Origin of the sequence: Bradyrhizobium genomosp. I (2014) (assembly GCF_000261685.1) — a bacterium.
Classification (GTDB): Bacteria; Pseudomonadota; Alphaproteobacteria; order Rhizobiales; family Xanthobacteraceae; genus Bradyrhizobium.
On sequence record NZ_AJQE01000162.1, the window covers coordinates 43,258 to 66,511 of the forward strand.

At 65.5% G+C, this 23,254-nt stretch carries 22 protein-coding genes; 10 read left to right on the forward strand and 12 right to left on the reverse strand.

Annotation, left to right across the window (positions count from 1 at the left end):
• Positions 1 to 46: 46 nt before the first annotated feature.
• Genes IC50_RS15435 through guaA form a run of 3 tightly spaced genes read right to left on the reverse strand, consistent with a single transcriptional unit; the run spans position 47 to position 2,538 of the window.
• Positions 47 to 502, reverse strand: a complete 456-nt coding sequence (locus IC50_RS15435) for an MAPEG family protein (protein WP_244429594.1) — start codon at positions 500 to 502, stop codon at positions 47 to 49.
• 13 nt (positions 503 to 515) lie between these two features.
• A complete protein-coding gene (locus tag IC50_RS15440) occupies positions 516 to 896 on the reverse strand; it encodes a hypothetical protein (protein WP_035706038.1) in 381 nt (126 codons plus the stop codon).
• 43 nt (positions 897 to 939) lie between these two features.
• On the reverse strand, positions 940 to 2,538 hold the full coding sequence (gene guaA / locus IC50_RS15445; protein ID WP_035706090.1) for a glutamine-hydrolyzing GMP synthase: 1,599 nt from the start codon (positions 2,536 to 2,538) through the stop codon (positions 940 to 942).
• Between the two features lie 147 nt (positions 2,539 to 2,685).
• Here guaA and IC50_RS15450 point away from each other — a divergent pair, with 147 nt between their 5' ends.
• The 3 genes from IC50_RS15450 to IC50_RS15460 all read left to right on the forward strand — a co-directional run bounded on the left by IC50_RS15450 (position 2,686) and on the right by IC50_RS15460 (position 4,041).
• A complete protein-coding gene (locus IC50_RS15450; RefSeq protein WP_035706040.1) occupies positions 2,686 to 3,057 on the forward strand; it encodes a nuclear transport factor 2 family protein in 372 nt (123 codons plus the stop codon).
• 182 nt (positions 3,058 to 3,239) lie between these two features.
• Complete coding sequence (locus IC50_RS15455) at positions 3,240 to 3,572, forward strand: DHCW motif cupin fold protein (RefSeq protein ID WP_035706043.1); 333 nt, start codon at positions 3,240 to 3,242, stop codon at positions 3,570 to 3,572.
• A 259-nt stretch (positions 3,573 to 3,831) separates the two neighbouring features.
• Complete coding sequence (locus tag IC50_RS15460) at positions 3,832 to 4,041, forward strand: cold-shock protein (RefSeq protein ID WP_015686739.1); 210 nt, start codon at positions 3,832 to 3,834, stop codon at positions 4,039 to 4,041.
• 225 nt (positions 4,042 to 4,266) lie between these two features.
• Here IC50_RS15460 and IC50_RS15465 read toward each other — a convergent pair whose 3' ends face one another.
• Complete coding sequence (locus IC50_RS15465) at positions 4,267 to 5,568, reverse strand: RsmB/NOP family class I SAM-dependent RNA methyltransferase (protein WP_035706045.1); 1,302 nt, start codon at positions 5,566 to 5,568, stop codon at positions 4,267 to 4,269.
• A gap of 68 nt (positions 5,569 to 5,636) precedes the next feature.
• Positions 5,637 to 6,059 carry an MAPEG family protein gene (locus IC50_RS15470; protein ID WP_035706094.1) on the reverse strand — a complete coding sequence of 141 codons (423 nt, stop codon included), beginning with the start codon at positions 6,057 to 6,059 and terminating at the stop codon, positions 5,637 to 5,639.
• A gap of 155 nt (positions 6,060 to 6,214) precedes the next feature.
• Between IC50_RS15470 and IC50_RS15475 the strand changes: the two genes are divergently transcribed.
• Entirely contained in the window at positions 6,215 to 6,844 is a 630-nt protein-coding gene (locus tag IC50_RS15475) for a hypothetical protein (RefSeq protein ID WP_035706047.1), read from the forward strand.
• Positions 6,845 to 6,913: 69 nt separating this feature from the next.
• On the forward strand, positions 6,914 to 7,756 hold the full coding sequence (locus tag IC50_RS15480) for a metallophosphoesterase family protein (protein WP_035706049.1): 843 nt from the start codon (positions 6,914 to 6,916) through the stop codon (positions 7,754 to 7,756).
• A 9-nt stretch (positions 7,757 to 7,765) separates the two neighbouring features.
• Here the strand turns inward: IC50_RS15480 and IC50_RS15485 are convergent, their stop codons facing one another.
• The 3 genes from IC50_RS15485 to guaB form a co-directional block, all read right to left on the reverse strand.
• Positions 7,766 to 8,062 (reverse strand): hypothetical protein, encoded by a 297-nt coding sequence (locus tag IC50_RS15485; protein WP_035706050.1) that lies wholly within the window; start codon positions 8,060 to 8,062, stop codon positions 7,766 to 7,768.
• A gap of 153 nt (positions 8,063 to 8,215) precedes the next feature.
• Positions 8,216 to 9,238 carry an NADP-dependent oxidoreductase gene (locus IC50_RS15490; protein ID WP_035706052.1) on the reverse strand — a complete coding sequence of 341 codons (1,023 nt, stop codon included), beginning with the start codon at positions 9,236 to 9,238 and terminating at the stop codon, positions 8,216 to 8,218.
• A 267-nt stretch (positions 9,239 to 9,505) separates the two neighbouring features.
• Complete coding sequence (guaB, locus tag IC50_RS15495; protein ID WP_035706054.1) at positions 9,506 to 10,999, reverse strand: IMP dehydrogenase; 1,494 nt, start codon at positions 10,997 to 10,999, stop codon at positions 9,506 to 9,508.
• A gap of 388 nt (positions 11,000 to 11,387) precedes the next feature.
• Between guaB and IC50_RS15500 the strand changes: the two genes are divergently transcribed.
• Positions 11,388 to 12,878 (forward strand): MFS transporter, encoded by a 1,491-nt coding sequence (locus IC50_RS15500; protein WP_035706057.1) that lies wholly within the window; start codon positions 11,388 to 11,390, stop codon positions 12,876 to 12,878.
• Positions 12,879 to 12,960: 82 nt separating this feature from the next.
• Here the strand turns inward: IC50_RS15500 and IC50_RS15505 are convergent, their stop codons facing one another.
• Positions 12,961 to 13,653 carry an RlmE family RNA methyltransferase gene (locus IC50_RS15505; protein WP_035706060.1) on the reverse strand — a complete coding sequence of 231 codons (693 nt, stop codon included), beginning with the start codon at positions 13,651 to 13,653 and terminating at the stop codon, positions 12,961 to 12,963.
• A 1-nt stretch (position 13,654) separates the two neighbouring features.
• On the reverse strand, positions 13,655 to 14,740 hold the full coding sequence (locus tag IC50_RS15510) for a Ppx/GppA phosphatase family protein (protein ID WP_035706096.1): 1,086 nt from the start codon (positions 14,738 to 14,740) through the stop codon (positions 13,655 to 13,657).
• A gap of 209 nt (positions 14,741 to 14,949) precedes the next feature.
• Here IC50_RS15510 and IC50_RS15515 point away from each other — a divergent pair, with 209 nt between their 5' ends.
• Positions 14,950 to 17,322 (forward strand): xanthine dehydrogenase family protein molybdopterin-binding subunit, encoded by a 2,373-nt coding sequence (locus IC50_RS15515; protein WP_035706099.1) that lies wholly within the window; start codon positions 14,950 to 14,952, stop codon positions 17,320 to 17,322.
• Positions 17,323 to 17,456: 134 nt separating this feature from the next.
• Here IC50_RS15515 and IC50_RS15520 read toward each other — a convergent pair whose 3' ends face one another.
• Positions 17,457 to 18,257 carry a hypothetical protein gene (locus tag IC50_RS15520; protein ID WP_035706063.1) on the reverse strand — a complete coding sequence of 267 codons (801 nt, stop codon included), beginning with the start codon at positions 18,255 to 18,257 and terminating at the stop codon, positions 17,457 to 17,459.
• 106 nt (positions 18,258 to 18,363) lie between these two features.
• On the opposite strand from IC50_RS15520, the gene IC50_RS15525 reads away from it, so the two are divergent.
• The 3 genes from IC50_RS15525 (at position 18,364) to IC50_RS15535 (ending at position 21,861) form a co-directional block, all read left to right on the forward strand.
• The gene (locus tag IC50_RS15525; RefSeq protein WP_035706066.1) at positions 18,364 to 18,855 is read left to right on the forward strand and encodes a YaiI/YqxD family protein; all 492 of its coding nucleotides are present in this window, start codon (positions 18,364 to 18,366) and stop codon (positions 18,853 to 18,855) included.
• A 2-nt stretch (positions 18,856 to 18,857) separates the two neighbouring features.
• Positions 18,858 to 20,669 carry an ABC-F family ATP-binding cassette domain-containing protein gene (locus tag IC50_RS15530; RefSeq protein WP_035706069.1) on the forward strand — a complete coding sequence of 604 codons (1,812 nt, stop codon included), beginning with the start codon at positions 18,858 to 18,860 and terminating at the stop codon, positions 20,667 to 20,669.
• Between the two features lie 112 nt (positions 20,670 to 20,781).
• Positions 20,782 to 21,861 (forward strand): D-TA family PLP-dependent enzyme, encoded by a 1,080-nt coding sequence (locus IC50_RS15535; protein ID WP_035706072.1) that lies wholly within the window; start codon positions 20,782 to 20,784, stop codon positions 21,859 to 21,861.
• Positions 21,862 to 21,942: 81 nt separating this feature from the next.
• Here IC50_RS15535 and IC50_RS15540 read toward each other — a convergent pair whose 3' ends face one another.
• Positions 21,943 to 23,193 (reverse strand): NAD(P)/FAD-dependent oxidoreductase, encoded by a 1,251-nt coding sequence (locus tag IC50_RS15540; protein WP_081492447.1) that lies wholly within the window; start codon positions 23,191 to 23,193, stop codon positions 21,943 to 21,945.
• Between the last annotated feature and the right edge of the window lie 61 nt (positions 23,194 to 23,254).

Here is a 23,254-nt window from a genome sequence, read left to right on the forward strand (position 1 = left end):
GGTTGGAGCGGAACGACGGGTTGCGCTGAACCCGAATGCACGAGCCTCAGTATGGCAGGAAAGGCGCAGCCAACACTGCGAGCATGCCAAAAGCCGCAACGTTCCAGAACAGAGAGCGGATGAGCGGGACGCCGGAGACATAAAGCACGCTGTAAGCGATACGACCGCCGATATAGGCGATCGCCCCCCAACGGGTCAGCTCATTGTGGACGCCGGCCGCCTGAGCGACGAGGATCGCCGCAGCGAAGAATGGAAACGTCTCCATGTAATTGCGGAAGTTGCGGTTGATCCGCCCCGGGATCGGCCTAAGCGGAGGTATCTCGCGATCGCGCGGGCTTGCAGCCCAAGTCAGGCCGTACTGCGCGTTCGCAGCTTGTGCTGCGGCGACGAGTTGAAGGAAGCCCCAAACGATTGCGGCTGCCAGCATCATGAGTTCGAAGCTCATGCCATCCCGTCCTCTTTCAAGATGCTTCTTGAGGGCGATGGATTTCGCCGCGCTCAACCCATCCTGCGGGCTAGAAAATCCACAGCTTCCCGTTGCCTTGGATGGAGCCAGATTCGTATGGCCCGCCAATTTCGAACGAGATCGTCAGCGTTTGGCCATCGTCAAATTTGAGCGAAGGCTGATCGCCCTCAGGTGTAACGTCTAGAACACATAGCTTCTGCCCAAGCAATGCGTGGAAACGTACCGGATTTTGAGTTCGACAACCCTTGTTCGGCTCGAACGTCTCTTCCACACGACGATCGCTATAGTAGAAAGGCGCGCTAACCGTGATGCCCGCGTCAACATTGGGTCCACTTAGCAAGAAGCGGACCTCATAGTGACCAATAGTGAACTGCGTGAGTTCTGAGCCCACGAGATAATCAAGCTGATCTTTGTGCGGAAGTGGATGCATCCCCACACCTTGCCACTCGGTATGATCTTAAGGCTAAAGCCCCTCATTCCCACTCAATCGTCCCGGGCGGCTTGCTCGTCACGTCATACACCACCCGGTTCACGCCCTTCACCTCGTTGATAATGCGCGTCGCGGTCTCGCCCAGAAACTTCATGTCGAACTGATAGAAGTCGGCGGTCATGCCGTCGGTGGAGGTGACGGCGCGCAGGCCGACGACGTAGTCGTAGGTGCGGCCGTCGCCCATGACGCCGACGGTTTTCACCGGCAGCAGCACGGCAAAGGCCTGCCAGATCTCGTCGTAGAGGCCGTGCTTACGGATCTGGTCGATATAGACGGCATCCGCCTTGCGCAGGATGTCGAGCTTGTCCTTCGTGATCTCGCCGGGGCAGCGGATGGCAAGGCCCGGGCCCGGAAACGGGTGGCGGCCGACGAAGATTTCGGGCAGGCCGAGCTCACGGCCGAGCTTGCGGACCTCGTCCTTGAACAGCTCGCGCAGGGGCTCGACGAGCTTCATGTTCATGCGCTCGGGGAGGCCACCGACATTGTGGTGCGACTTGATGGTGACCGAGGGGCCGCCGGTGAAGGAGACGCTCTCGATCACGTCAGGATAGAGCGTGCCTTGCGCCAGGAAGTCGGCGCCGCCGATCTTCTTGGCCTCGGCCTCGAACACCTCGATGAAGAGGCGGCCGATCGTCTTGCGCTTCGCTTCCGGATCGGTGACGCCTTCGAGCTCGCCGAGGAACTGCTTGGACGCATCCACGTGCACGAGCGGGATGTTGTAGTGGTGGCGGAAGAGGTCGACGACCTGCTCGGCCTCGTTGAGGCGCATCAGGCCATGGTCGACGAAGACGCACGTCAGCTGGTCGCCGATGGCTTCGTGGATCAAGACCGCCGCGACCGCTGAATCGACGCCGCCGGAGAGGCCGCAGATCACCCTGCCCTTGCCGACCTGCTGGCGGATCTTTGCGATCTCCTCCTCGCGGAAGGCGCGCATGGTCCAGTCGCCGGTGAGGCCGGCGATCTTGCGCACGAAGTTGCGGATGAGTTTCGCGCCGTCGGGCGTGTGCACCACTTCGGGGTGGAACATCAGGCCGTAATACTTGCGCGTCTCGTCCTGGATGATCGCGAACGGCGCGTTCGGCGAGGTGCCGGCGACGGAGAAGCCCGGCGGCATCCTGGTGATGCGGTCGCCATGGCTCATCCAGACCTGATTCTTGCTGCCTGACGACCAGACGTCCTCGAACAGCTTGCTCTCGGCCTTGACCTCGACGTCGGCGCGGCCGAACTCGCGGTGATGGCCGCCCTCGACCTCGCCGCCGAGCTGCGCCGCCATGGTCATCTGGCCGTAGCAGATGCCCATCACGGGCACGCCGGAGGCGAAGATCAATTGCGGCGCGCGCGGCGAGCCGGCTTCGTGCACCGACTCCGGGCCGCCGGAGAGGATCACCGCCTTAGGCTTCATCTCCTTGAAGGCCTCTTCGGCCTTGTTGAACGGGACGATCTCGCAATAGACACCGTCCTCGCGCACGCGACGCGCGATCAGCTGCGTCACCTGGCTGCCGAAGTCGACGATGAGAATCTTGTCATGCGCCGAGGCCACGGAGGGCGTCGACGCGGAGCGGTCGTTCTGTGCTGCTGTCATGGCCAGCAGATACGCTGGCGCGACCCGGGCCGCAACCGCGGTGGCGGCGCGCCCACATGCTTCTTTGGGCATGGACAGGGGCATATAGGTAAGTAATATTGACCTATTGTGCTCCACTCTCAAACAGGGGCGATCACGGAGAATGCCATGTCACAGCATCATCAGCCATCATCGCTTGCCGCGCTCGGCCGGACCTGGATCGAGGCCTGGAATGCGCGCGATCTCGATCGTGTGCTTGCGCTCTATGACGAGGCGGCTGTGATGACCTCGGACCGCATCCCCGCCCTGGGGTTCGACGCGAGCGGCACCGTCCGCGGCAAGGACAGCTTGCGCGCCTATTGGGGCAAGGCGCTCGCCCTGCTGCCGGAACTGCATTTCTCGCTGATCGATCTGTTCGTCAGCCCGGACAGTGTCGTGGTGTTCTACGAGAACGAGCGGGGGAAGAAGATTTGCGAATACCTGCGGGTGAACGACGCCGGGCTGATCGTGCAGGGTTCGGCGAATCATTTGGTGCACTAAGCCTATCCCCGTCATTGCGAGTTTAGCACCGGCCGAGGGCCGACCCCTCTTGATGTAACGGCGTCCAGAATCGTTCCGCGGATCCAGTCCTAGATTGCTTCGTCGTAAGAGCTCCTCGCAATGACGGAGTTTGCTGCTAAGAGCTGGGCAAAGCAGCGCCGCTCTCACTTCAGGGCCTTCCCATGAAACTCCCCACCTCCCCCTTTACCGTCACCGACTGGAGCCGGATCGAGGCGACCACGCATCCCGGCGAGAGCGGTGAGGCCAAGTGGCGCACGCTCAATATCGGCGATCTCCGGGTGCGGATGGTGGAATACTCGCCGGGCTACCTGGCCGACCATTGGTGCGATCGCGGCCACGTGCTCTACGTGCTGAAGGGCGAGCTCGATTCCGAGCTGCGCGACGGGCGCACCTTCAAGCTCACCGCAGGAATGAGTTACCAGGTGTCGGATTTCGGCGACGCCGCCCACCGGTCCTCGACGGCCACCGGCGCCACGCTCTTTATCGTGGACTGATGCGCCGGGACGGTTTATTTGCACCGCAAAATAGCAAAGAGGGGCGACATCCCGAGCCACGGGTGGTGCCTTGAAGTAGCCCCAAATTCTCGCTATATTGTGATCATCGATACTTGGCCGAACGACTGGGCCGCTTCGCTTCGTTACCGACGGGCGCGCACGCTTCAGATGACTTCTCCAAACATCGACTGAACAGGATCAAGGGCGCAGCGACGCGTACCGGTCCGCGTGCGTACCCTCTCTAACAAAGGAAATTCCCATGGCTATGGGCACCGTGAAGTGGTTCAACACCCAAAAGGGTTATGGTTTCATCCAGCCGGACGACGGCCAGAAGGACGTGTTCGTGCACATCAGCGCGGTCGAGCGCGCCGGCCTCTCCACCCTCAACGAGGGCCAGAAGGTCTCGTTCGACATCGTCGCCGATCGCCGCAGCGGCAAGTCCTCGGCTGACAATCTCCGCGTCGGCTAACGCCCGCGCACCGGCGCTTCTGACCACGGACGTACCGGCAGAAGCGCTAGAAACGAAGAAAGCCCCGCGAACCGGGATTCGGTTCGCGGGGCTTTTGTTTTGGCCCCCTGTCGTTCCGGGGGCGCGCGGAGGGGCGACCCCGGCATCAGTCGCACGGTGGTTCTCTGCGCCTCGATGGATTCCGGGTTCTCGCTTCCCGAATTCCGGAATGACGGCGGAGTGCGGTCAGCCCGCTTTCCGCAGCACCGACACGAAGAACCCGTCCGTTCCCGTACGGAGCGGCGTCATCAGCCAGCCTTCCGCCGACTGCAGCGCGGCCTCGCCAAAAGCTTCCGCCTTGTCCCAGAGCACGCTGGCGGTCTGTTCGGGCGGGACGACCGCGAACTCGCCATGGCGCGCGACGAACGCCCTCACCTGCTCGCCGTTCTCTTCCGCCAGCACCGAGCAGGTGATGTAGGCGATGCGGCCACCCGGCTTCACCAGTGGCACGGCGCGCGCGAGCACCTCGGCCTGGTCGCGCAGGCGGATCTCGAGCGCGCCGGGGCGCATGCGCCATTTGGCATCGGGGTTGCGGCGCCAGGTACCGGTTCCCGTGCAGGGGGCGTCGATCACGACGAGGTCGGCCGAGGCGCGAATGTCCGCCAGCGGATCGGTCTCGCCCTTGGGCGTGCGAACGTCGGCATTGTGGACGCCGGCGCGCAACAGCCGTTCGTGAATGGGCGCGAGCTGGCGCTTGTCACGGTCGGTCGCGATCAACCGGCCCTTGCCCTGCATCAAGGCCGCGAGCGCCAGCGTCTTGCCGCCGGCGCCGGCGCAGAGATCGATCACCTGCTCGCCGGGTTTTGCCGCGGTGAACTGGGCCGCAAGCTGCGATCCTTCATCCTGCACTTCAATTGCGCCCTTGATGAAATCCTCTTCCGCCTGGATGCCGGGGTTGCGCGCATCGGCCGAAAGCTCGATGCGCAGGCCCGTTGCCGACCACGGCGTCGGTTTCGCATGAAGATGAGCAAGCGCCTTCAGTACCTTGTCGCGATTGGATTTTAGCGTGTTGACGCGCAAATCGAGCGGGGCCCGGCTGGCCATTGCGGCCGCTTCCGCGGCGCGGGTCTCGCCGAAGACTTTTTCAAGGTGCGGATCCAGCCATTCGGGATAGTCGCCGGCCACGGCGGCGGGCGCGTCCTTGAGCGAGCGCGAGGCGAGCGCGGTCTGCTCGGCCTCGGTCAGCGGCGCCGGCGCAAACCGGCTGCCGTCGAACAGCGCGGCCATGGTGGCCGTGTCCAGGTTGCGCTCGAGGCGAAGCATGCCGATCAGCCGTCCCCGCGCGGTATCGGAATCCATCAGATGCGCGCTCGAAGCGTAACGACGCAGCACGTCCCAGACGAGACCGGCGATCGCGGCGCGGTCGCCGGAACCGGCGAAGCGGTGCGCGGTGCCCCACTCCTTCAGCGCCTTGGCCGCGGGGACGCGATCCCTCTCGATGGTGTCGATCAGTTCAATGGCTGCGGACAGCCGGGCAGCGGGGGTCATTTAAGTCTTTCAGTTTTGCGCATGAACCTATCGGAAAACCGGCATCCACTTTTCCGGATCATGCGCGATCAGATCAGCAGCAGCAGCTTCAGCGCGAAGTAAATCCACATCGCCAGCAGCACCAGCACGCCGGCAAGCCAGACGGTGGAGCGCCGGCCCAGATCGTTCGAGGACACGAAGATCCCGGCATGGGCAAAGCGCGTCACGACGAACACCCAGGACATCAGCACGATGAAGAGATCGGCGCGACGCAACGGCAATGCCAGCGCGATCAGGACGTAGAACAGGACCGGCAGCTCGAACTGGTTGCGGTAGCAATTGGCGATTTGTGTGGCGCCCTTCGGCCAGTTCGGCTCGCCCAGCGCAACGTCGCGAATCCTGGTTTCGCCGGAGACCAGCGTCTTGCGGCGCGCGACGACCATGCCGATCAGAAGCGCGAAGGTGAGAGCGACCTGCACGAAGACCGGCAGCAAAACCATTTGAACGGACATCGGAACTTTCCCGAGAGGCGAAATGCCGCCGACCGTCATTAGCCGCGACTTTTGCCGCTGACAATGAACGACTTGAACCGGCGTTCCCGGTCTTGCGACCAACCACCGACAGTTAAAGCGATTTCGGCCCTTGAGACCCGCGGCGAGATAGCGCCATGAATACCTTGTCCAGCCTCTTCACCGAATCCGCCGACGGCCGGCTCGGCATCCTGATGTCGACGCTATCCGGTATCGCCGCGGCGCTCGCGGTCGCGCTGGCGATGACAGTCTATTTTCGCTTGAGCTACCGAATGATCTACGTGACTTGGCGCGACTTCGCCCGGCACGGCCTGGCTGCGCTCACCGCCTTCGCACTGCTCGCCTTCGCCGCCTACGACATGGGCCACGCTGCGCTTGCCTATCTCGGCCTCAATCCGTCCAAGCCCGCCGTCGAGTTCGAGATTCGCATGCCCAGGGAGATGCTGAAGGCGGCGACGACCGACACCCAGATCGAGCTGCATACCGATCGCAACCAGACGCTGGCGCTGGTCGACGGGGTGCGCGATCTCTCAGACGGGCGGGCGGTGCTGCGCGGCGCAGTGGTGCTCAACCACCGCACCGCGGATCGCGTTCTGGTCGTGAACCTGCCCGGCAAGGGCACCTTCGAGTTCCGCCTCCGCCTGCCGGCTGAGCCGCGGCGCTCCGAGCAGTTCGGCCCCTGGCATCTCGCCGACCGCATCGCCTCGCCGATCGCCGGCCCCGTCGCCCCGCAGGACGGCTACACGATCCGCTACCGCGTGCTTTAAACTTTGTTCGTTGCGATCCATGCCCGCGCCGTCATCGTTCCGACGCGCGACGACGGGTAGGATAATCGCATGCCCGAATTTCGCCTGACCCAGATTTCCGACACCCATCTCGGCCGGCGCTTTCCCGGCCTCATCGCCAACTTCCACCGTATCAGCGAGCACATCGACGCCGACAGGCCCGATCTCGTCGTCAACACCGGCGACGTCTCATTCGACGGGCCGACCAACCGGGACGATGTCGAATTCGCGAAAGGCCTGCACGAGGCCCTGCCCGTCAGCTGCCGCTACCTCCCCGGCAATCACGACATCGGCGACAATCCGACCGCGATCGGGCCGGCGCCGAAGCCGCCGGTCAGCGAGACGCACCGCCAGCTTTTCTACGACATCATCGGCGAAGACCATTGGTCGTTCGAGGCCGCGGGCTGGCGCTTCATCGGCCTCAATTCGCTGGTGATGAATTCAGGCCTCGCCTTCGAGGCCGAGCAGTTCGACTGGCTCGCCTCCGAGATCGCGCGCACGAACGGCAGGCCGGTCGCGCTGTTCCTGCACAAGCCGCTGTTTCTCGGCCTGCCCGACGACCCCGAGACGCCGGAAACCTCGATTCGCTACGTGCCACAACCGGCGCGGGCGCGGCTGATCGAGATGTTCGGCACTATCGACCTGCGTCTCATCGCCAGCGGTCACGTGCACCAGCGGCGTGACTTTACCCATCGCCACACCCGCCACGTCTGGGCGCCGTCGGCCGGTTTCGTCATCAACGATCAGCGCCAGGACCGGATCGCGATCAAGGAAGTCGGCCTCGTCGAATACCGCTTCCAGCCAGACGGCCTCGAGGTTCGCCACGTCCGCGCGGCGGGCCAGGTGGACGTCGACATCGAGGAGCTTCTCGCGCAGATGGGCGGCGAGCACTGACGCGGCCACTCAGGCGACGCTCTTGAGATCCTGCTGGATGGCGGCGAGCAGGGATTGCAGCGCCTCGCTGTTCACCGGCCTGGCCGCGGGATCATCGGCAGGCGGCTGCCCGGCAGTTTGCACGGGCTTGCCCGGTCGCTTCGGAAATGGCGGCGGCGCCGGCATCGCGGGGCGGGCTAAATCGCCCTCCTCGTCGACATGGACGAACTTGCCATGGATGACGTCGTCGCGACGGCCCATGACGAACATGGTCGTCCAATAACCGGCGGCCAACAGGATTACGCAGAAAAAACCAATCTCTAACATCGCAGCACCTGAAATATGCGCGATGATTCAACGTCTTCGCCTTGGGGTCAATGAACCGGCGATCACACCTGCGGCTTTTGCGGAACAGGTGTGGCCGATCGGTCACTCTTTGTTAACCATGTCTCCCGCCGCCCCGGAGGCGGAAGCGGCGTGTCAGGCCCTGTCCGGTCCGACCCGGACCAGCTGCTTGCCGAAATTGGCGCCCTTCAACAGGCCCATGAAGGCGCCGGGGGCGCTTTCCAGGCCCTCGGTGACGAACTCCTTGTATTTGACCTTGCCGTCACGAACCCAGCCGGACATGTCGCGCAGGAAGTCGCCATGGCGGGCGGCGAAGTCGGAGACGATGAAGCCGCGGAAGGTCAGGCGCTTGGTCAGCGTGGCGCGCATCAGGCTTGCGGCCCATTTCGGCGGCTTGGCCTCGGTGTCGTTGTAATGGGCGATCAGGCCGCAGACCGGCACGCGCGCAAACGGATTGAGCAGCGGGAACACCGCCTCGAACACGGCGCCGCCGACATTCTCGAAATAGACGTCGATGCCTTTCGGGCAGGCGTCCTTCAGCTTGGCGGCGAGGTCGGGATCGCGGTGATCGATGCAGGCATCGAAGCCGAGCTGCTTCACCACATAGTCGCACTTGTCCTTGCCGCCGGCGATGCCGACCGCGCGTGCGCCCTTGATCCTGGCGATCTGGCCGACGGCCGAGCCGACCGCACCGGAGGCGCCGGCGACGACGACGGTTTCGCCCGGTTGCGGCTTGCCGATGTCGAGCAGGCCCGTGTACGCCGTCATGCCGGGCATGCCGAGCACGCCGATCGAGGTCGAGATCGGACCGAGCTTGGGATCGACCTTGATCAGCCCCTTGCCGTTCGAGATCGCGTGCGTCTGCCAGCCCGAGCGGATGCGCACGATGTCGCCGACCGCGAAGTCGGGATTGTTGGAGGCCGCGACCTCGCTGACCGCCTCGCCCTCCATCACGCCGCCGACCGGCACCGGCGCAGCGTAAGACGGGCCTTCGCTCATGCGCCCTCGCATATAGGGATCGAGCGACAGCCAGATCGTGCGCAGCAGAACTTCGCCTGTGCCGGGTGTCGGGACAGCGAATTCCTCCAGGCGAAAATCAGACGGCTTGGGCTCCCCGACGGGACGCGCGGCGAGAACGATGCGTTTTGCTTGGGACATGGCTTCCTCCTGATTGTCTTTCGACGTGGACGGAAGCGGAGGAAGGTAGCTGCGTCAATATAAAAGCAATGGAGCGGTTATGCAGAGACGTACACAGCTCTCGCGTCCCGGACGCGCTGCAACGTGAAACGTTGCTGCGCAGAGCCGGGACCCAGAACGCGACACGGCAGGAAGCGGAGACGTGGGCCCCGGCTCTGCAGCGCATCACCGAAGAGGCGCTGCGCTGCGTCCGGGGCACGAGACCGGAGCTGAAAGCGCGACCGGCGACTAACCCCCGCCCGGATAATTCGGGCTCTCGCGCGTGATCGTGACGTCGTGAACGTGGCTTTCGCGCAGGCCCGCGCCGGTGATGCGGACGAACTGCGCCTTCTCGTGCAGCTCCTTCATGTCGCGCGCGCCGACATAACCCATCGCGGCGCGCAGGCCGCCGGCGAGCTGGTGCATGACGTGGCCGACCGCCCCCTTGTACGGCACCTGGCCCTCGATACCTTCAGGGACGAGCTTGAGCGTGTCCTTGATGTCCTGCTGGAAGTAGCGATCGGCCGATCCCCGCGCCATCGCGCCGACCGAGCCCATGCCGCGATAGGCCTTGTAGGAACGGCCCTGCCACAGGAACACTTCGCCGGGCGTCTCGTCGGTGCCGGCGAGCAGCGAACCGACCATGGCGATATCGGCGCCGGCAGCGAGCGCCTTCGCAAGGTCGCCGGAGTATTTGATGCCGCCGTCGGCGATGACGGGGATGTCCGACTTCTTCGCCGCCTCCACCGCATCCATGATCGCGGTGAGCTGGGGAACGCCGACGCCGGCGACGATGCGGGTGGTGCAGATCGAGCCCGGGCCGATGCCGACCTTGATGCAATCCGCGCCTGCATCGATCAGCGCCTGCGCGCCTTCCGTGGTGGCGACGTTGCCGGCGACGACCTGCACCGAGTTGGACAGGCGCTTGATGCGGTTCACCGCGTGCAGCACGTGGCGGGAATGGCCGTGCGCGGTGTCGACGACGACGAGGTCGACGCCGGCATCGATCAGTCGCTCGGTGCGCTCGAAGCCTGTGTCGCCGACGGTGGTGGCCGCAGCGACGCGCAGGCGCCCTTGCGCGTCCTTGCAGGCGAGCGGATGGGCGACCGCCTTCTCCATGTCCTTCACGGTGATGAGACCGACGCAGCGATACTGCTCGTCGACAACGAGCAGCTTCTCGATGCGGTGCTGGTGCAGCATCCGCCGCGCCTCGTCCTGGCTGACATTCTCACGGACCGTGACGAGGTTTTCGTGCGTCATCAGTTCGGAGATCTTTTGCTGGCGATTGGTCGCAAACCGCACGTCACGGTTGGTGAGAATGCCGACCAGCTTGCCGGGCGTCGACTTGCCGGCGCCGGTGACGACGGGAATGCCGGAGATCCCATGGTCGCTCATCAGCTTCAGCGCGTCGTCGAGCGTGGCCTCGGGGCTGATGGTGAGCGGGTTCACCACCATGCCGGATTCGTAGCGCTTGACCTGCCGCACCTGGGCAGCCTGCCCCTCGGGATCGAAATTGCGGTGAATGACGCCGAGGCCGCCGGCTTGCGCCATGGCGATCGCCATGCGGGCCTCGGTGACCGTGTCCATGGCGGAGGCCATGATCGGGATGTTGAGCGGAATGGCGCGGGTGACGCGGGAGCGAATGTCGGCCTCGCCCGGCATGACGTCGGACAGGCCCGGCTTCAACAGCACGTCGTCGAACGTAAAGGCTTCGCGGATGCCTTGAAGTTGCACCGTGGCCATATGCCAACTCCTTCCTGCGGCCCTGCCGCAAATGCTTATGGATGAGCGCCGCCCTCGGCGTACCTTGCGGCATCGCCTTAAGAATCGGAGCCCATCGGTGGGGTTGACGCCGGTCGATAGCACGGCCGCGTGACGAATCAAAGCAATTCGGGCCGCCTGCCAGCCATGCACAGGCTTTTTTGGCCGATTCAGGCGGGATAGCCCGGTGCGGGCACCCCTCGTCATTCCGGGCCGCTGCGACGCCGCGAGCCCGGAATGACGAGGGGGAGGGTCACACCGCTGTTACGCGGGATCTAGGTGCCTTGCACCGATCCGCAATGGTCCCCGGCAGACGGCGGTGATAAGCCGCAACTCCGCCGGTCCTTCCGATTTCAATTACCAATCCGTCATGGTCGACAAGCAACGCGTCATTCCACTGATCGTGGCCACTGCTCTCTTCATGGAGAACATGGATTCGACTGTCATCGCCACCTCGCTGCCGGCGATCGCGGCCGACATCGGCACCAGCCCGCTGACGCTGAAGCTCGCGATCACGTCCTACCTGCTGTCGCTGGCGGTGTTCATCCCGGCGAGCGGCTGGACTGCCGACCGGTTCGGCGCGCGCATGGTGTTCGCGATCGCGGTCGGCGTGTTCATGGTCGGCTCGGTCGGCTGTGCGCTCTCGACCTCGGTCACGGATTTCGTATTCGCGCGCATCCTGCAAGGCATGGGCGGCGCGATGATGACGCCGGTCGGACGCCTCGTGCTGCTGCGCTCGGTCGACAAGAGCGCGCTGGTCAATGCCATGGCCTGGGTGACGGTCCCCGCCCTGATCGGCCCCGTGATCGGCCCGCCGCTCGGCGGCTTCATCACCACCTATGCGTCCTGGCACTGGATCTTCCTGATCAACATCCCGATCGGGCTGCTCGGCATCTTCATGGCGCTGCGCTTCATCGATCCCATCAAGAGCGAAACTCAGGAGCCGTTCGATCTCTACGGCATGGTGCTCGCGGGTATCGGGCTTGCCGGCATCGCGTTCGGCCTCTCCGTTGCCGGACTGAACCTTCTGCCGTGGAGCACGGTCGCCGCCCTGGTCGTGGGCGGAGCGATCTCGATGACACTGTATGTCCTGCACGCCCGGCGCACGGGCTCGCCGGCGCTCGACTTCTCGCTCCTGAAGCTGCCGACACTGCGCGCGGCGGTGTTCGGCGGCTTCATGTTCCGGCTCGGCATCGGCGCGCTGCCGTTCCTGCTGCCGCTCCTGATGCAGATCGGCTTCGGGCTGTCGCCGTTCCATTCCGGCCTCGTCACCTTTGCCTCTTCGCTCGGCGCCATGGGCATGAAGACGCTGGCGGCGCGGATCATCCGCACTTTCGGCTTCCGCAATCTGATGACGGTGAACGCGATCGTCAGCGCCTTCTTCCTCGGCGTCTGCGCGCTGTTCACGGTGACGACGCCGCTGCTCATCATCATGGTCATCCTGGTGGTCGGCGGCTTCTTCCGCTCGCTGGAGTTCACCGCGATCAACACGGTCGCCTATGCCGACGTCGAGACTGCGCAGATGAGCCGTGCCACCACGCTCGTGAGCGTCAACCAGCAGCTCGCGGTCTCCGCCGGCGTCGCCGTCGGCGCGGCCTCTGTCGAGACCACGATGTGGTTCAGCCATGTCAGCGAGCTCAACGCCACCGTGTTCGCACCGGCCTTCGTCGTGGTGGCGCTGACCTCGGCCGCCTCGAGCTGGTTCTTCTGGCAGATGCCTGCGGATGCCGGCCACGAGATCTCCGGCCGCAAGGCGGTGGAGATCGCGAGCCGCAAGGGCGCCGGCAAGGGCGCGGCCAAGGCCGCCGTCAAGGCGGCGAGCGAGGATACGCAGGACGTGCGGGATCAGCGGCTGGGGTAGTCGGCAACGGACGAAGACACCACACATTCGGTGTCGTCCCTGCGAAGGCAGTGCGTTCGCAGGGACGACAGCGGAGGTCGGCTCAGACAGCTCCCCGAAATCCCGTCGCCAGCACGTAGCGCTCCGAGGAATCCTGCCGGCTCGCGGCGGGCTTCACATGCCGCACCGTTGCAAAATCGCGCTTGAGCTGGGCGAGCAGGTCGGCGTCGGCTCCGCTCTGGAACGTCTTGGCGAGGAACGTGCCGCCGGGCTTGAGCACGTCGCAGGCAAAGGCTGCGGCGGTCTCGACCAGGCCGACGATGCGGAGCTGGTCGGTCTTGCGGTGACCTGTCGTGTTGGCGGCCATGTCGGACATCACGACGTCGGCGCCGCCGCCCAGCATCGCGGTGAGTTTTTCGGGCGCGTCGTTGTCCATGAAGTCGAGCTGCGCGAAATCGACGCCGGGAATCTCCGGCATCTCCAGCAGATCGATCGCGACCACCTTGCCCTTGCCTTCCGTGGAGCCGACGCGCTTGGCGGCGATCTGGCTCCAGCCGCCGGGGGCCGCGCCGAGGTCGACCACGGCCATGCCGGGCTTCAAGAACCGGAACTTGTCGTCCATCTCCAAGAGCTTGAACGCGGCGCGGGAGCGATAGCCTGCCGCCTTGGCCTTGGCGACATAGGGATCGTTGAGCTGCCGCTCCAGCCACAGCTTCGACGACAATTTGCGCTTGCCGCCGGTCTTGACCTTGGTCTTGACCTGCACGTGCAAGCGGCCGGTGGTGTCTTTCGCCATCTCACCAGCTCCTGAGCGCGCCGTCCTCGCGCATCATCTCGACCAGCATGCCCTCGCGCAGGCCGCGGTCGGCGACGCGCAGGCGCGGCAGCGGAAAGGCGCGGCGGATGGCATCGAGGATGGCGCAGCCGGCCAGCACGAGGTCGGCGCGCTCGACGCTGATGCAGTTGTTGTTCGCGCGCTCCTCGTAGCTCATGCCGAGCAGCTTGTTGATGGTCGCGGTGATGTCGGAATCGTTCATCCAGATGCTGTCGATGCGGCGGCGGTCGTAGCGCGCAAGATTGAGATGGATGCCGGCGAGCGTCGTCACCGTGCCGGAGGTTCCGAGCAGATGCATGTCCGCGAGATCGCCGCCGTGCTCCTTGGCGAACGGCGCGACGTGGTTCGCGACCTCCTGCTCCATCGCAGCGTAGATCTCCGGCGTGACGTCGCGGCCGCCGAACTGCTCGGCGAGCGTGACGACGCCATAGGGGATCGACATCCAGGCCTTGATGCGCGGCTGCGGATTTTCAGCGTCGCGCTCGATCCGCACCAGCTCGGTCGAGCCGCCGCCGATGTCGAACAGGACGGCGCCGCGTCCTCTGGAGTCGACCAGCGGCGAGCAGCCGAGCACGGCGAGCGAGGCCTCGGTCTCGCGGTCGATCACCTCGAGCTCGATGCCGGTCTCGGCCGCAACCCGGCTGCGGAACCCCTCCGCATTCGATGCGGCGCGGCAGGCTTCGGTCGCGATCAGCCGCAGCCGCCGCGCCTTCCGCAAGTTGATCTTGTCGCGGCAGATGCTGAGCGCCGCAATGGCGCGCTCGATCGCGGCGTCGCTGATGCAACCGGTCGCCGAGACGCCCTCTCCGAGCCGGATGATGCGCGAGAAGGAATCGACGACGCGAAAGCCGTCATGAGTCGGACAGGCGATCAGCAGCCTGCAATTGTTGGTGCCGAGGTCCAGCGCCGCATAGACGCCGGTTCCCGGCGCTTGCGCGCCAATGGCCGGATCGGCGGCCAACGCCACCGTCGCCATTGACCCCTCCAGCTCGCCGTGCGGCCCATGTTGGCTTACATGGCCGTCGCGGAGCCGCGTGTGGTCATTCATACAAACTGTCTTTCCGCGGCCGGTCGGGCCGGTCTGGAATTGATTTTTCGCCTGAAACATTAGCAGCGCGGTCGCCCTGCGCAACAACGCATCACATGGGACCATGCCCATTCGTGCGTTGTCGTGAACGGGGCGGTGGGTTATCTGAACAGGGTCCGGTCCTCCGCTGCCGCGAAAATGCGCAAATGCCGGCTTTTCAGGTCAATTCCATGCAAGAACACACCAAATCGTCCACGCTCGAAAACGCTATTGCACTGCAAAAATATGGCGTCGGGCAACCGGTCCGCCGCAAGGAGGACGACACGCTGGTGCGCGGCAAGGGCCGCTACACCGACGATTTCAACCTGCCCGGCCAGGCCTATGCCGTGATCGTCCGCTCCACCCATGCCCATGGCGTCATCCGCGGCATCAACGGCGAGGCCGCCAAGGCGATGCCGGGCGTGTTGGGGGTGTGGACCGGCAAGGATCTCGATGCCGCCGGTTATGGCCCCTTCACCTGCGGCCTGCCGCTGAAGAGCCGTGACGGCTCGCCCCTGCTCCAGACCAACCGCCAGCCGCTGGCGACCGACAAGGTCCGCTTCGTCGGCGATCCCGTCGCCTTCGTGGTCGCCGAGACGCTGGCACAGGCCCGCGATGCGGCCGAGGCCGTCGAGCTCGACATCGAGCCGCTGCCGGCGGTGACGGATCCCGAGGAAGCCGCCAAGCCCGGCGCGCCGCAGCTCTACGACCACATCCCTGATAACGTCGCGCTCGATTACCATTATGGCGACATGGACAAGGTCAACGCGGCCTTTGCCAGCGCCGCTCATGTGACCAAGCTCGACATCGAGAACACCCGCGTCGCCGTGGTCTCGATGGAGCCGCGCGTTGGCCTTGCCTCCTACGACAAGAAGACCGAGCGCTACACGCTTCAGGTGCCGACGCAAGGCGTGGCCGGCAACCGCGCCAATCTGGCCAAGAACCTGAAAGTGCCGAACGAGAAGGTACGCATCCTCACCGCCAATGTCGGCGGCTCCTTCGGCATGAAGAACGTCAACTATCCCGAGTACATGTGCATCCTGTATGCGGCCAAGGCGCTGGGACGTCCGGTGAAGTGGCTGGATGAGCGCTCCACCAGCTTCCTCTCCGACAGCCACGGCCGTGCGCAAAAGATCCATGCCGAGCTCGCGCTCGATGCCGAGGGGCATTTTCTCGCGGCGAAGCTTTCCGGCTACGGCAATCTGGGCGCCTACATCACCGGCGTCGCGCCGGGGCCGCTCTCGCTCAACACCGGCAAGAATTTCTCCAGCGTCTATCGCACGCCGCTGATGGCGGTCGACATCAAGACGGTGCTGACCAACACCACGTTGATGGGCGCCTATCGCGGCGCCGGCCGGCCCGAGGCGAACTACTACATGGAGCGGCTGATCGACCGCGCCGCCGACGAGATGGGCATCAACCGGCTGACCTTGCGCAAGCGCAACTTCATCAAGCCGAACCAGATGCCGTTCCCGGCCTCCTCCGGCGTCACCTATGACAGCGGCGACTTCCAGGCGGTGTTCAACAAGGCGCTCGAAATCTCCGACCACGAGAATTTCGCCAAGCGCAAGAAGGAGAGCAGGAAGGCCGGCAAGCTGCGCGGCATCGCCGTCGGCTCCTATCTCGAAGTCACCGCGCCGCCGAGCCCGGAGCTCGGCAAGATCGTGTTCGATCCTGACGGCACCGTGCAGCTCATCACCGGCACGCTCGATTACGGCCAGGGCCATGCCACCCCGTTCGCGCAAGTGCTGAGCGCGCAGCTCGGGGTGCCCTTCGAGAGCATCAAGCTGGTGCAGGGCGACAGCGACATCGTCCACACCGGCAACGGCACCGGCGGCTCGCGCTCGATCACCGCGAGCGGCCAGGCGATCGTGGGGGCCGCAAAGCTCGTCATCGAGAAGGGCAAGCGCGCGGCAGCGCACATGCTCGAAGCGTCCGAAGCCGACATCGAATTCGAAGGCGGCAGTTTTACGATCGCCGGCACCGATCGGAGCATCGACATCATGGAGCTGGCCAAGAAGCTGCATGACGGCAAGGTGCCGGAGGGCGTGCCCGACTCGCTCGACGTCGATCACACCAGCGAACCGATCGCCTCGGCGTTTCCGAACGGCTGCCACGTCGCCGAGGTCGAGATCGACCCGGAAACCGGCGTGGTGCAGATCGTGCGCTACAGCGCCGTGAACGATTTCGGCACGGTGATCAACCCGATGCTGGTCGCGGGCCAGCTCCATGGCGGCGTCGTGCAAGGCATCGGCCAGGCGCTGATGGAGCACATCCGCTACGACGAGAGCGGCCAGCCGATCACGGGCTCACTGATGGACTACGCCCTGCCGCGCGCCGAGGACGTGCCGAACATGACGGTCGGCGATCATCCGGTGCCCGCCACCACCAATCCGCTCGGCAGCAAGGGCTGCGGCGAAGCCGGCTGCGCCGGCAGCCTCTCGACCGTGGTGAACGCGGTGCTGGATGCGCTGTCAGAGTACGGCATCGAGCACATCGACATGCCGCTGACCCCGGAGCGCGTGTGGCGCGCGATCCAGGAGGCGAAGGCCAAGGCGGCGTAGGCGCGCCTGAGCACGCGCTCTTTCCGTTGTCATGGCCGGGCTTGACCCGGCCATCCACGCCTTGACGCACAAAGAACGTGGATGCCCGGGACAGGCCCAGGCATGACGATGTGGTGACGGTGTGCCCTTCCCCTCTACGCCGCCGCCTGCTCCCGCGGCTGATAGATTGCCGTATGCTGGCAATGCGCCAGCGGCGTGGTGCCGTTGGCGACCACCAGCGCGTCGAGCTCGACGAAGCGGTGGCCCTTCTTCTCGTAATTCGCGGTGACCTTCGCCCGCGCGGTGATCTCGTCGCCGGCGCGTGCGGCAGACAGCAGCTGCATGCGGCTGCCGACGTGAATCCAGGGCCCCAGAATGGTGTTGTCGACGAGGACGCGGTTCATGACGCGCTGGATCAAGCCGGGATGGCCAAGCCCCTCGCGCGCGAAGATCGGGTCGATCTCCCTGATGTCCGCGAGATAGTCGGCCGCATCCTGCCCGGCCCATCGGCGCGGCACTGTGCCCAGCCATCTTCCGGTCTCGAACGTCGCCGGGCTGACCGGCTTGCGCTCGGCGACCGCGGGGACCGCAACATAGTCGCTCAATGACACGGCAGGCGCCTTCGCCGGCAGCGAAGCCGTCCCCGTGGCGCAAAGCTCGGTGCGGCTGAACACCTCGATGGTGAGCAGGTCGTTGTGCTCGGTGGCATCGACGTCGGCGGTTTCGCCGTCATAGACCGGCTTGATGAAGCGGGCCTCGACCAGCCCGCGCGATAGAAAATCGCGTCCCCAGCGGGCGATCGGCACGTGCATCATGTAGGCGAAGACATCGACGCCCGGGACCAGTCCGCCGGAAAAGCCGAAGCGGCGGGCGACCGTATCGTCATGCATCTTGTTTTCGGACTGCTTGGCGGTGTTGTAGGCCTCGACGCGCCAGGTTTCGAGCCGGTTCGGCATGGCTTGGCTTTCCCCATATTCTTGTTGTTTCAGGGCGATCGTAGGCCCTGAGGAACCAGGGTCAATCCCCTCGCCTTTGCGGCGCGAATGGGGTACCACGCGGCGAATGAATGTCACCCCCACCCGCATCTATGTCGACGCCGACGCCTGTCCGGTGAAGGACGAGATCTACCGCGTCGCGCTCCGGCACGGCGTGCCCGTGAGCGTCGTCGCCGGCAACTTCATTCGCGTGCCTCAGGATCCGCTGATCGAGCGCATCGCCGCAGGCGCCGGCATGGACGCAGCGGACGACTGGATCGCGGAGCGCGCCAGGTCCGGCGACGTGGTCGTGACATCGGACATTCCGCTGGCGAGCCGGTGCGTGAAGGCGGGCGCCGACGTGATCGCGCCGAACGGCAAGCCGTTCACCGAAGAGTCGATCGGGATGACGCTGGCGGTGCGCAATCTGATGACCGATCTGCGCTCGGCCGGCGAAGTCACCGGCGGGCCGCGATCGTTCGCGCCGCGCGACCGCTCCGCCTTCCTCTCGGCGCTCGACCAGACGCTGCGCCGGATCCAGCGCCGCCGCGCCGACCAGGCCGCTACGAGTCAGGGCTGATCATGGCGCCGCCGCTGATCCAACTCAAAGACATCAGGCTGACCTTCGGCGGCACGCCGCTCCTCAGCGGGGTCGAGCTCAACGTCGCGCCGGGTGAGCGCGTCTGCCTGATCGGCCGCAACGGCTCCGGCAAGTCGACGCTGCTCAAGATCGCCGCCGGCCTCGTCGAGCCCGATGGCGGCACCCGCTTCGTGCAGCCCGGCGCCACCGTGCGCTACCTGCCGCAGGAGCCGGATTTCGGCGAGCACAAGACCACGCTTGCCTATGTCGAGTCCGGGCTCGCGCCCGGCGACGACCAACACCAGGCGCGCTATCTGCTGGAGCAGCTCGGCCTCACGGGCGACGAGAACCCGCATGATCTCTCCGGTGGCGAGGCCCGTCGCGCGGCGCTGGCCTATGTGCTGGCTCCCTCACCCGACATTCTGCTGCTGGACGAGCCGACCAACCATCTCGATCTCGCTACCATCGAATGGCTGGAACAGGAACTCGATGGCCGCCGCAGCGCACTCGTGATCATCAGCCACGACCGCCGCTTCCTCACCAATCTGTCGCGCTCCACGGCATGGCTCGACCGCGGCAAGATCAAGCAGATCGACCGCGGCTTCGCCTCGTTCGAGACCTGGCGCGACGAGGTGCTCGCGGAAGAAGAGCGCGACCAGCACAAGCTCGACCGCAAGATCGTCGACGAGGAGCACTGGCTGCGCCACGGCGTCTCGGGTCGGCGCAAGCGCAACGTCAAGCGCCTCGCCAATCTGCATGCGCTGCGCGACCGGCGCCGCAACTATCGCAGCACCGCCGGCAGCGCCAATCTCGCAGCTAGCGAAGCCGAGCAATCCGGCAAGTTGGTGATCGAGGCGAAGTCCATCACCAAGGCCTATGGCGATCGCAAGATCGTCGAGAACTTTTCGACCCGCATCCAGCGCGGCGACCGGCTCGGCATCATCGGGCCGAACGGTGCCGGCAAGACCACGCTGGTCAACCTGCTCACCGGCGGCATGCAGCCTGATTCCGGCACGGTACGGTTAGGCGCCAATCTGGAGATGGCGACGCTCGACCAGCACCGCGAAAGCCTCGATCCCAAATCGACGCTGGCGGAAGCCCTCACCGGCGGCCGCGGCGATCACGTCATGGTCGGTGGCAAGCCGAAGCATGTCGTCGGCTACATGAAGGACTTTTTGTTCGCGCAGGAGCAGCGCGGCACGCCGCTCGAAGTGCTCTCCGGCGGCGAGCGCGGCCGGCTGATGCTGGCGCGCGCGCTGGCCAAGCCGTCCAACCTGCTGGTGCTGGACGAGCCGACCAACGATCTCGATCTCGAAACGCTCGACGTGCTCGAGGAGATGCTCGGCGATTACGAAGGCACGGTCATCCTGATCAGCCACGACCGCGACTTCCTCGACCGCGTCGTCACCTCTGTGATCGCGCCCGAGGGCAATGGCAAGTGGATCGAATATGCCGGCGGCTACAGCGACATGCTGGCGCAGCGCGGCGCCGACCTGAAACGCGAAACGGCGAAGGCGCAAGCTCCGGCGGAGAAGAAAGAGGAGCGGCCTGCTGCTCCAGCATCCGCGCCCAAGCGAAAGCTGAGCTTCAACGAGAAGCACGCACTGGAAACACTGCCGAAGAAGATGGAAACGTTGCATGCCGATATCGCCAAGCTGCAGCGCGTGCTGGACGATCCCAACCTCTACGCCAAGGATCGCAAGACATTCGACGATACGTCCGCCGCCATCGCCAAGGCGCATGAGGAACTGTCCGCCGCTGAAGAGCGCTGGCTTGAACTTGAAATGCTCAGAGAAGAGATAGAACAGGCTTAAATCGTAGGATGGGTAGAGCGAAGCGAAACCCATCGACACCTGCCCGGTTGCTGCAAATGATGGGTTTCGCTGCGCTCTACCCATCCTACAGGACCGAACATAGAGACATCCCATGACCACATCCCTCGCCGCCAGAATCGCCCGCGAATACGGTACGCCCTGCGCCGTCATCGACATGGACCGGGTCGAGCGCAACATCGCGCGCATCCAGAAGGCCTGCGACGACGCCGGCATCGCCAACCGTCCCCACATCAAGACGCACAAGAACCCGACCATCGCCAGGATGCAGGTCGCAGCCGGCGCCAAGGGCATCACCTGCCAGAAGCTCGGGGAAGCCGAAATCATGGCCAATGCCGGCATCGACGACATCCTGATCAGCTACAATCTCCTCGGCGAGGAGAAGATGGCGCGCCTCGGCGCGTTGCAGGCGAAGGCGAACATGACGGTGGCCGCCGACAATTCGACCGTCGTCGCGGGGTTGCCCAAGGCAGCGGCAGCATCGGGGCGTCCGCTCTCGGTCGTGGTCGAATGCGACACCGGCCGCAAGCGCGCGGGCGTCGAGACCCCGGCCGAGGCGATTGCGCTGGCGCGCGAGATCGCGGCCTGCAAGGGCCTCGAGTTCGCCGGCTTCCTGCTGTATCCGACCGAGACCGGCTGGGCTGAGGCGCAGAAGTTCTACGACGAGGCGTTGGCCGGCGTGCGGGCGCACGGGCTCGATGCCAGGATCGTCTCGACCGGCGGCACGCCGAACCTCGTCAACATCGGCAAGCTCAAGGGCGGCACCGAGCATCGCTTCGGCACCTATATCTACAACGACCGCATGCAGGTCGCTGCAGGCTCGGCGACCTGGGACGATTGCGCCCTGCACATCTATTCTACCGTGGTGAGCCGCGCCGCGCCCGAGCGCGGCATCCTTGATGCCGGCTCGAAGACGCTGACCACGGACACCGGCGGCCTCGACGGCCACGGCCTGATCCTGGAGCATCCCGAAGCCAAGATCGCAAAATTCGCCGAGGAGCACGGCTTCCTCGACCTCTCCCGCAGCAACACGCGGCCGAATGTCGGCGACGTCGTCCGCATCGTGCCGAACCACGTCTGCGTCGTCGTCAACATGATGGACGAAGTGGTGATGGTGCGCGGCGAGGAGATCATCGGCACGCTGCCGGTCGCGGCGCGGGGGAAGTTGCGGTAGGCGCGCCGCTTCCACACTCGTCATTGCGAGCGCAGCGAAGCAATCCAGAATCCCGGCGCAGAGACAGCCTGGATTGCTTCGCTACGCTGGCAATGACGGCGTTGCACCAGCAAGCCACTCCAGAGCCCCCCTGCCCGCGGCAGCGCCCGTCGCGAACGAGGCCTGCAACAGATAGCCACCGGTCGGCGCCTCCCAGTCCAGCATCTCGCCCGCGGCAAACACGCCTGGCAACTTGCGCAACATGAAGTGTTCGTCGAGTTCGTCGAAAATGATTCCGCCTGCCGTCGAGATCGCCCGATCGATCGGGGCGACGCCGGTGAGCCGAACCGGAATTGCGTTGACCAGGCGCGCGAGCTCGGCCGGTGAGAACGACGCCAGCGGCCGGCCGGATGCGATGGCCGCCTCCTGCATCAGGCCGATACCGACCGGCGACAATTGCGCCGCCTTGCGCAGAAAGTTAGCCAGGGATTGCTTGCCGCGCGTGCCCGACAGGCGCGTTGTCAGGTCGGCGACGGCAAGGTCCGGCCGCAGCGCGATCATCAGCATCGCCTGCCCGAGATTCAGCACCGCCTCGCGCAGCTCGGCCGACAGCGCGTAGATCGCACCGCCTTCGATGCCGCTGCGCGTCACCATCGCTTCGCCGCGCATCGTGTGCGCACCAATCGTCAGCGCCACGCCCTTGAGCGGCTGGCCCTCGAAGCGGTCGCGAAACACATCGGACCAAGCCACCGTGAAGCCGGAATTCGCCGGCCGGAGCTTCGAGACGGCAATGCCCCTTGCGGCGAGAAGATCGACCCAGCCGCCGTCCGATCCGAGCCGCGGCCAGCTTGCGCCGCCGAGGGCGAGCACCACTGCCCTGGCCTCGATCGACCGTTCGCCGTCGCCGGTGCGAAACAGCAACCGGCCGTGCTCGTCCCGGCCAATCCAGCGGTGACGAAACGCAAAGCGCACCCCGGCGGCATCGAGCCGACGCAGCCACGCGCGCAGCAAGGGCGAAGCCTTGAACGCTTTGGGGAACACCCGCCCGCTGGTGCCGACGAAGGTCGCCTCGCCCAGCGCCTCGCTCCAGGCGCGCAGCGCGTCCGGCGGGAACGCCTCGATCGCCGCTTGCAGCTTAGGTGCTGCCTCGCGATAGCGTGCCAAGAACTGCGGCAGCGGCTCGCTGTGGGTGAGATTGAGGCCGCCGCGGCCGGCCATCAGGAATTTGCGGCCTGCGGACGGCATCGCGTCGTAGACGGTGACGCGGACGCCGCCCCGCGCCAGCACCTCCGCCACCATCAGCCCGGCGGGACCGGCGCCGATGACGGCGACGTGGTTGTCTGTTGCGGTCATGGCGGCAGTTTAGGCCAGGCTGGCGCTGCGGAGTAGGTCGTCATGCCCGGGCTTGTCCCGG